Below are 2208 nucleotides of genomic sequence, written 5' to 3'. Positions count from 1 at the left end.
TTTCTGAAAAGCTGGAAATCTATCAGATATCCGCAGACATGAAGAACACCTTCTTTGACCCTTTCCTTTGTAAGCCTGAATCCACAGGCTCTGACCTTTTCATTTAATTTTGAAAGCATAAACTTCAGCCATCCATACCCGGCAACAGCAATATCAAGATGGAAAGTAACGACATATTTTGATTTTTCGTCTATTAACCTGGATGCCATTTCAAGAGCCAGACCATTGGCATAAGACCCGATTTCTTTTGGCTGAGTTCTGATAAATACAAGGTTTATATCTTCGTAATCTTGCATCCAAACTATGTTTTGCTCGGGAGAGCAGTTGTCTATGACCCAGAGCTCATAATCTGAATCAGTAAATTTCCTTATGGTTTCTATCGCCATTCTTGTTATTTTTGAAGCCTGAGGGTTTGGCTGATAGCTAACAATCATTATCCTGGGTGCATCAATATTTCCGGAAATATTTCTTTTGTAAAAAATATGATAATCAATATTATCCAGCGGTATTATGGTATTTTTATAATCCTTTAAATTTAATTTTTTCAGTCCGACCATCTTATAAAATAAATCTGATATTAATTAATTATTGACTACTTTATTAAAGATTTTTATATATTCCTCACATGTATCATTGAAATCATAAAGACCGGAATGTTTTAGAAACAAATCTTTATATATATCATAATCACTTATGCACAAATTAAGCTTTTCAAGTAATCTTTCATGCTTAAAATCCTTGTCAATCTGAAAAACATCATCAGATACATATGCAAGCAGTTCAGGAGCAAAATACATTACTTCTTTCATTGCTCCCGTATCAAATCCGACAACAGGAATTCCACAACTGATCGCTTCAATGACTGAATTGGGACAGGCGGGATTTAGCTGGCAGTGAATTAAAATATCTGCTTCCGACAGTTCGTCGCCCAACTCATGTTTGTCTTTTTTGCCTCTCAGTTTAACATAAGGTCTTTCAAGGATTTTTATGACTTCATCGCTTGTTACAGGGCCTATTACCCTATACTCTATCTGATAACTTTTTGCTATTTCATCAAGAGCTTTTATTACAGGAAGTACCATATCTTTATTTCTGAAAGAACCTGTAGCGGCAAAAATAATTTTATCCTTTGAAAATGTCTTTAAAGAAGGTTTAAACACAGACTTGTCAGCACCATTTAATATTATGCTGTATTTTTCTTCAGGTATTTTGCCCATTATTGTAAAGCATTCAAGCCTGCTGAATTTGCTCTGAAATATAATAAAGTCGGAATATTTAAAATAATCCTTTTTTATCTCCCGGTTAAGATACCGGTATTTAAAACCATGCTTGGAAGGATAGTAAATACCGTCAAGTCTCTGAATTATCGGTTTTTTATTTTTTTTATAGTATTTAAGAATTCTTTCATTAAAAGAAATAGGGAAAAAAATGGAATCCGAGATGTCTTTTTTTTCAATATCTTCCACAAAAGAAAACTCTTTATTTATGAGATACTCTCTAAGGTTCCTCATAAATGTTGACGGGCCGCCAACTCCTTTTGTGAAAGTCTCAAATGGTATAAAAATCATTTATTGCCTTTGTTTCGTTTCCTTTGTTAGCCAAAAAGAATTTATAACCTGAAGACATAAAAGTTCAAGATGGTATCTAGTAAAAATATTTTGAATAGATTTTCTCATAATAACTCTTTATTACAACTTTCCAGTCTAGCTCCTTCACCGTTTCAAATCCATTTTCAATTATTTTTTGCCTTAAATATTTATTCTCATGCACCTCTTTGAATTTATCTACAAGACAATTTACACTCTCAGATGGACATATCATTGCATTTTCCTTGTCTATACAATAATCTTTTATCATTCCAATCCTGGTACTAACCAATGGTACACCTGATATAAAAGATTCCATTAATGCTTTTGGCCCTCCTTCTGCTCTTGAAGTGATAAAATAATAATCAATTCCTTTATAATATTGCGGAATTTTATTAAAATTTTTTATAAATATATGTTTAAAGGGAACACTGTTCTCTGATAGTCTTTTTTTCACATATCCTCTTGCGGGGCCGGTAAGCAAAACAAAAATAGGATATTCTTTACTCAGCTTTATTACAGCATCGCAAAAGATATCCGGCCCTTTAATTATTTTGGGACTCATTCCTTTTTTCCATCCATCACCATCTTTTTGAAAGGAACCAATACATACTGACTTTTC

General features: G+C 32.7%; 3 protein-coding genes. All 3 read right to left on the bottom strand.

Annotated elements, in window-relative coordinates:
* A partial coding sequence (locus GXZ93_07430) for a hypothetical protein (GenBank protein ID HHT79604.1) occupies positions 1-557 on the bottom strand: 557 nt, incomplete at its 3' end.
* 24 nt (positions 558-581) lie between these two features.
* Positions 582-1568 carry a glycosyltransferase family 4 protein gene (locus GXZ93_07425; GenBank protein ID HHT79603.1) on the bottom strand — a complete coding sequence of 329 codons (987 nt, stop codon included), beginning with the start codon at positions 1566-1568 and terminating at the stop codon, positions 582-584.
* Positions 1569-1644: 76 nt separating this feature from the next.
* On the bottom strand, positions 1645-2208 hold a 564-nt coding region (locus GXZ93_07420; GenBank protein HHT79602.1), incomplete at its 5' end, for a glycosyltransferase family 4 protein.

It is taken from the genome of Actinomycetota bacterium (assembly GCA_012837825.1).
Taxonomy (GTDB): Bacteria; Actinomycetota; Humimicrobiia; order Humimicrobiales; family Humimicrobiaceae; genus Humimicrobium.
Note: the sequence above shows the minus strand (reverse complement) of the source record. Positions and strands in the feature narration are given on the sequence as shown.